The following is a 6,441-nucleotide window of genomic DNA, read 5'->3' on the forward strand; positions in this document are numbered from 1 at the left end:
TGACCCACGCGTTGGCTATCAGCCTCGGGCCGGAAGTACGGGTCAATGCCGTCAGCCCGGGCTGGATCGATGCCCGTGACCCGGCTGCACGCCGTGCCGAGCCGCTGACGGATGCGGATCACGCCCAGCACCCGGCGGGCAGGGTAGGCACTGTGGAAGACGTAGCGGCGATGGTGGCGTGGTTGCTGTCGCGCAATGCCGGGTTTGTCACCGGGCAAGAGTTCGTCGTCGACGGCGGCATGAGCAAGAAGATGATTTACACCGAGTAGGGCGGGTCGCGGTCCTGAAGCCATTTTGTCTTTTTCAGAAAAACTTCAAGCAGGCTATTGACTTAGGTCCGCTACCTGCGTAAATTTCGCGGCCTCAACGAAGCAAAGGGTGATTAGCTCAGCTGNNGTCGGCGGTTCGATCCCGTCATCACCCACCACTTCTTGAGAGTTTTGCCCTAGGGCAAGACGCAACGTTAAAGGTTGCACCGACGCGCAGCGGTAGTTCAGTCGGTTAGAATACCGGCCTGTCACGCCGGGGGTCGCGGGTTCGAGTCCCGTCCGCTGCGCCATATTTTCCAGGTCTGATGTTTCAGATTTGAGATTGAACAGCCAAGGCTGGTCAGTCAGATGTTTGAAGGCGGTTGAAGGTGACACTTCAGCAGTCTGAGCGATACGCAGCGGTAGTTCAGTCGGTTAGAATACCGGCCTGTCACGCCGGGGGTCGCGGGTTCGAGTCCCGTCCGCTGCGCCATATCTGTTCCAGGGCCCACTGAACGCCCTGAGACGCCAAAGCAAGCCGCTGGCTTGGTTGGATCGATAGCAAAGACCCTGGTCGAAAGACCGGGGTTTTTTGTGTCTGCGATTGGGTGCCGGCGCGGCAAGTACAGGGGCCGGCAAGCCAGCCCCGTGGTCCGGGGTCAGAATCCCAGCTTGTCCCGCAACCCGTAATACCAGGCCCCCAGCGCCGCAAACGGCGTGCGCAACAGTTGTCCGCCGGGGAAGGGGTAGTGCGGCAGGCCGGCAAACGCATCAAAACGTTCTGCCTGGCCTCTCAGCGCTTCCGCCAGTACCTTGCCCGCCAAGTGGGTATACGTCACGCCATGGCCGCTACAGCCCTGGGAGTAGTAGATGTTATCCCCCAGGCGACCGACCTGCGGCAGGCGCGACAAGGTCAGCAGGAAATTGCCGGTCCAGGCGTAGTCGATCTTCACGTCCTTGAGCTGCGGGAAGGCCTTGAGCATCTTCGGCCGGATGATCGCCTCGATATTCGCCGGGTCACGCGCGCCGTACACCACGCCACCGCCGAAGATCAGGCGCTTGTCGCTCGTCAGGCGGTAGTAGTCCAGCAGGTAATTGCAGTCCTCGACGCAGTAATCCTGTGGCAGCAGCGTCTTCGCCAGTTCATCGCCCAGTGGTGCGGTGGTAATCACCTGCGTACCACACGGCATCGACTTGGCCGCCAGTTCCGGAACCAGGTTCCCCAGATAGGCGTTGCCCGCGACAATAATGAACTTGGCCCTGACCTTGCCGTGCGCCGTATGCACCACCGGATTGGCGCCGCGCTCGATGCGAGTCGCCGCCGACTGCTCATAAATGGTGCCGCCCAGGGACTCCACGGCTGCCGCTTCGCCCAGCGCCAGGTTCAGCGGGTGAATGTGCCCGCCGCTCATGTCGAGCAGGCCGCCCACATAGTTGTCACAGGCGACCACTTCTCGAATGCGCCGCTCGTCCAGCAGCTCCAGCTGGGTGTGGCCGTAGCGCTCCCACAGGCGCTTCTGCGACTCCAGGTGGCCCATGTGCTTGCTGTTCAGTGCCGCAAATACACCGCCGTCCTTCAGATCGCACTGGATCTGATACTTGGCCACCCGCTCCCGAATGATCCTGCCGCCTTCAAATGCCATGTCGCCGAGTAATTTCGCCTGCTGGGGGCCGACACTGCGCTCGATCACATCGATATCACGGCTGTAGCTGTTGACGATCTGCCCACCATTACGGCCCGACGCGCCAAAGCCTACCTTGGCAGCTTCCAGCACTGTCACGCTAAAGCCGTTTTCCAGCAGGAACAGCGCACTGGACAGGCCGGTATAACCGGCGCCAATCACGCACACATCGGTTTCGACTTCACCTTGCAGCTCTGGGCGAGGAGGTACCGCATTCGCGGACGCGGCGTAATACGACTGGGGGTAGGGGGTGTTCGCCATCCTGGAACCTCTGTTTTATATTTTTTACGAGTGCGCCGATCCTACCTGAGTTGAAAATCCGCTGCCAGCCGCCGGAAAATACCGTTGTGCTGGCCACAAATAAAAAATTCGCATATTCATAGGCTTAGCTGCAAAAAAGGTGTTGACACCCCTCGGGAATTCCGTAGAATGCCGCCTCACAGCAGGCACGTAGCTCAGTTGGTTAGAGCACCACCTTGACATGGTGGGGGTCGTTGGTTCGAGTCCAATCGCGCCTACCAAACAAAATCCGCTCTGCTGGGCGGTCTAGAAGGGCTCACCGAAAGGTGGGCCCTTTTTTGTTGCGATTTGCGAAGCCTTTGCAACCTACCCCCTCAGAATGACGATTCGGCGGCTCCTCCTGGCTTGTCGATTTTTGTCCCGTTGCGCCTTTCTGAGCGTGCTTCGGCATCTTCTTTTCCCGTCTCCCATGAGCCTCACTGAACGCGATAACGGCTTGATCACGCGTCCGGCGCGTGTGATGCGTATGTCGGTGTCTGTGGGCAATAAAGTGAGCGTTGAGAATGCTGCTTTTGTAGGATTTTTAGCTGTATGCATGTACAGTTGTTTCGCCGAAAAATGGCCATGGGAAATCAGGAGAAGTCATATGTCAATTTACATCGATACCCCTTATGTTTTTACCCCGAATCCCTCTGCGGATAACGGCCCTCAACTCCAGTCGGTGATGAAGGCCGGATACCGTTGGATTCAAATCAATGGCACTGACTGCCCTATCGGGACAACAGTCCTGCTAAACCGTGATGACAACTGGCCCTACAGTGGGCAGATCATCGAGCCTGCCCCAGGGATCGATAAGGTCACTATTGACGTTTCAGGGATCGGCCGTAACCCGCTGGACCCCACAGATCCAAGTTATGCCGCCATCGACTACCAAGGCAATGTTCGCCCGGGCAGTTATTTGACCGCGCCGGCCTACGTCAATACGACCGAAATCTCCGTGGCCGACACGACTCCGTACACAAACGGTTCCTGGATCGTCATCTCGGACGCTTCAACCGATTTTGCAACCTACCCTATGCCACTTGACGGCCCCCTGGAGGTTCGCCAGGTTATATATGTGCTGGCTAACTCATTGATTGTTAATCGCGTAATCAAACGTGATCATCCCCTGGGCGCAATCGTGGCTTTATGTGACCCGATTAAAAACGTGTATATCCGCAACCTTGAGTTCACCGGGGACGCTGCGGTTGGCCTGCATCTGCACTACGCACAACACTGTGTTATAGAGAACATCACGTCGGTTGACTGGACCGGGCGCTGCATGCTGCTGCTGGACAACGGTGGCGAGTACAACACCATTCTTGATAGTTATTGCACGGCTACTGAGCCAGGTGTTGATCCTGAACAGACCGCCTGGGGTGTTGTCATTGAGGGGCAGGACTCTACTCGCGTGATTAATTCAGGTGGTGAAAATTGCGGCTTGGGGATGGGGATGAATTACAGCATTGATTGTGTGTCGATTAACGCTAGGGCTCGCCTCAATACAGTAAACGTTGGGGTCTATACAGCGTCTATTCGTACCGGGTTCCTTCGACCTGCGACCGAGTCCCCTCTGATTCTGGATAACGTCATCACTTCAGACTGCGTTGATTGCTATATGGTTGAGCCCATACCTTTTTCCTGATAATCATGGAAAAGAAAGCCCGCATTGAGCGCAATGCTGTTCACTTAAGGATTGTTGACTAATCCTCAAGCAGCCGGAAAATCCGGAGTCTGATAAGGACTTCGGATTTTTTATGCCTGTTGCTCAGGATTTAAACACCGTTCTGGATTTTGCTGAGCGACCACTCTCACGTCTTGAGGTGTTCGCCGATCATATTCCTGATGGATAACAGCAGCGGCCAAGCAGGCTGATAAAGCAACGATCCGACGTCGCCGTCTGCCTTCGGATATGGTGCTTTGGCTGGTTGTCGGGATGGCCCTTTTCAGGGGCGAGCCGGTCATTGAAGTCGCCCGTTGATTAAATATCTGCACCGATGGAATTGCCAAGGAGATGCTCCTGGGCAAGAGCGGGCTGTCCCAGGATCGCCAACGCCTGGGGATATGAGCGCTACCTACAAGACGACTGGCGTGGACTCCTTGGTGGCCATGGCTGGCGCCGTGTCGCCATCACACACGCCAAGACGCATGGAAGAGCTTCGCGGCAGCATAGGTGTGCTCTTCATAACAAAACGCCCCAGGCCAGCGAGGCTTAGGGCGGTGAGGCTGTCAAAAAACCGGTATTCGATTACCCGCAATGCTGCTCCGCTTAAGTGAACAGCATTGCGCATTGAGCGGGCTTTTTATTGGGATTGTCCAGGTAGCAAATTATTAGTTGGCTTTGTACTGAACAGGCCGGCGATTCTTTTTCCGAGTACATGGGTAGGGGCTTCAACCCCCTTATGGATAAGCCAGGACAGTAAAATGGTGGCTAGTGACTGGATAACGAGGGCAGGAATCGGGCTGATCCCCTGGTCAATCATAATCCGCATCCCGACAATACCAAACGCCCCATGGCAGGCGTATAGCGGATAGCTGATATCGGCCAGAAAATTGAATACCGGGGGCCCCGTCCAGTTGCTGCAAAACAGGTAGAACACGGTAAACAGCGCAAATGCCATAAAGTAGGCAGCGATCACTTCAAACGGCCAGCCTTCAGTGAACCCGCTATACCCGAATACGCAGAGCATACAGATGGTTATGCCGAACAGCTTTTCAAGGCTTAACAGTCCACGGTAGTAATAGTTGAACGCGACGCCGATCATCATGAAAACAATGTATTTGAACGGGAAGACGAACGCGGCCATCGGACCGGTGAGATAAATATTTCCAGGGTATAGGTTCGCGGCCAGCACAGTTGCGACGCCCAGCAACACGAGCGGCAGCAATTTTCCCTTGGTAATCATTGACCAACACAGCAGCACGATCAGGTAGAACTTGATTTCAACCTCCAGTGTCCACACCACGCCATCCAGCGGTGCGGAACTGCCAAACCAGTCTCGAAACAAAGACATTTGCGCGAGGACCTGGAGAGTCGTGTAGGTCGTGATGTTCCCCATATATGAGGCAGCTATTTCAAGGCTACCCAGGGTGATTAGAAGGCCAATGATATAGGTAGGCCATATTCGAAAAAGCCGGCCAATCACGAATTTCGTTTTCGCAAGAGCCGTTCCGCTCAGGCTGGATACCGAGATTGGAATTACCAGACCGCTGATCAGAAAGAACAATGCCACTCCGAACCCGCCCATGTTCACGTTGTTGAGCGGATTAAAGATGCTGATCATCCAGGCTGGAAAGGGTGGCTCAGCTAGGGGTGGCAGGCCACCGAAGCCACCTTTGAGGTAGTTGAACATCAGAATGTAATGGGCAATGACGACGCTGAGCGCCGCAATACCTCGCAAAGCGTTTGCGAAAGCGATCCGTTGCATGATGTTGTCCTGTTTATCATCGACGATCCTGTCGACTGGACATGATTATAGGTGGCTTTGGACAGGACGCCGGAGATTGTCAAATTCGAATGGGCGCTGAGTCGGCAGGATGCCGCGGACCTGTAAAGCGCCCGTCCAGACGCAGTTCTGCAGCCCTTGTCATGCACTCGATTTTCTCGTCTTGCCCCTTCAGATTGCGCTTCGCAAGTCTTTCGCCTGAATGTCCTGGGGATTCCGTTCGGCAACGTTAGGACTTTTCCGAGGTTAAAGATGGCGTCGTACTACTACTCTTCCTGTGTTGTTCCGAAGGATCGATAGGCCTGCCCCGATTCGTCATAAATAACTACAGAGAGCTGCCCCATGCTTCAACTCGACTTCTATTCAACGCTGGTCGCCGCCTCCCTGGTGCTTTTACTCGGGCGCGGGCTGGTCGCTCGAGTCGGTTTCCTGCGCACTTACAATATTCCGGAGCCGGTGGCCGGCGGTTTAGTGGTGGCGGTGCTGCTCCTGGTCCTGCGTATGCTCGCTGGCATTGAGGTCCGGTTTGATTCGTCGCTGCAGACGCCACTGATGTTGGCTTTCTTTGCCACCATTGGTTTGAATGCGGATTTCGCCAGCCTGAAGAAAGGCGGGCGGGTGCTGGGGATTTTCCTGCTGGTGGTGACGGCGCTCCTGGTGGTCCAGAACGCGATGGGGATTGCGCTGGCCAAGGCGCTGGGGCTCGATCCATTGATGGGGTTGTTGGCGGGCTCCATTACGCTGTCGGGTGGGCACGGGACCGGCGCGGCCTGGGGCGCGGTGTTC

General features: G+C 56.0%; 5 protein-coding genes, 3 tRNA genes and 1 pseudogene. 7 read left to right on the forward strand and 2 right to left on the reverse strand.

The genetic code is table 11. The annotated features are described in order from the left end of the window. The 3 genes from HX846_RS07225 to HX846_RS07235 all read left to right on the forward strand — a co-directional run. Window positions 1–269, forward strand: a 269-nt coding sequence (locus HX846_RS07225) for an SDR family oxidoreductase (RefSeq protein WP_178965186.1), incomplete at its 5' end; no start/stop codon positions are given. A 213-nt stretch (window positions 270–482) separates the two neighbouring features. Next, window positions 483–559, forward strand: a tRNA-Asp gene (locus tag HX846_RS07230). Window positions 560–664: 105 nt separating this feature from the next. Beyond that, window positions 665–741 (forward strand) — tRNA-Asp (locus HX846_RS07235). A gap of 166 nt (window positions 742–907) precedes the next feature. Here HX846_RS07235 and HX846_RS07240 read toward each other — a convergent pair. Further along, on the reverse strand, window positions 908–2,191 hold the full coding sequence (locus tag HX846_RS07240; RefSeq protein WP_008438740.1) for an FAD-binding oxidoreductase: 1,284 nt from the start codon (window positions 2,189–2,191) through the stop codon (window positions 908–910). 183 nt (window positions 2,192–2,374) lie between these two features. On the opposite strand from HX846_RS07240, the gene HX846_RS07245 reads away from it, so the two are divergent. The 3 genes and pseudogenes from HX846_RS07245 to HX846_RS07255 form a co-directional block, all read left to right on the forward strand. Next, window positions 2,375–2,451: transfer RNA gene (locus HX846_RS07245), tRNA-Val, on the forward strand. Between the two features lie 188 nt (window positions 2,452–2,639). Then, the gene (locus HX846_RS07250; protein ID WP_256739790.1) at window positions 2,640–3,854 is read left to right on the forward strand and encodes a hypothetical protein; all 1,215 of its coding nucleotides are present in this window, start codon (window positions 2,640–2,642) and stop codon (window positions 3,852–3,854) included. Between the two features lie 112 nt (window positions 3,855–3,966). Then, window positions 3,967–4,474 (forward strand): annotated as a pseudogene (locus HX846_RS07255) (transposase domain-containing protein); the annotation flags it as partial. A gap of 38 nt (window positions 4,475–4,512) precedes the next feature. Here the strand turns inward: HX846_RS07255 and HX846_RS07260 are convergent. Then, entirely contained in the window at window positions 4,513–5,637 is a 1,125-nt protein-coding gene (locus tag HX846_RS07260) for an acyltransferase (protein WP_178965187.1), read from the reverse strand. Between the two features lie 360 nt (window positions 5,638–5,997). On the opposite strand from HX846_RS07260, the gene HX846_RS07265 reads away from it, so the two are divergent. Next, window positions 5,998–6,441, forward strand: a 444-nt coding sequence (locus tag HX846_RS07265; protein ID WP_218645403.1) for a sodium/glutamate symporter, incomplete at its 3' end; no start/stop codon positions are given.

Origin of the sequence: Pseudomonas sp. K5002 (assembly GCF_013386655.1) — a bacterium.
Classification (GTDB): domain Bacteria; phylum Pseudomonadota; class Gammaproteobacteria; order Pseudomonadales; family Pseudomonadaceae; genus Aquipseudomonas.

Bases quoted from the DNA above. Each gene is read 5' to 3' on its own strand.
- HX846_RS07240 (WP_008438740.1), bottom strand. From the start codon at position 2,191: ATGGCGAACACCCCCTACCCCCAGTCGTATTACGCCGCGTCCGCGAAT.
- HX846_RS07250 (WP_256739790.1), top strand. From the start codon at position 2,640: ATGAGCCTCACTGAACGCGATAACGGCTTGATCACGCGTCCGGCGCGT.
- HX846_RS07260 (WP_178965187.1), bottom strand. From the start codon at position 5,637: ATGCAACGGATCGCTTTCGCAAACGCTTTGCGAGGTATTGCGGCGCTC.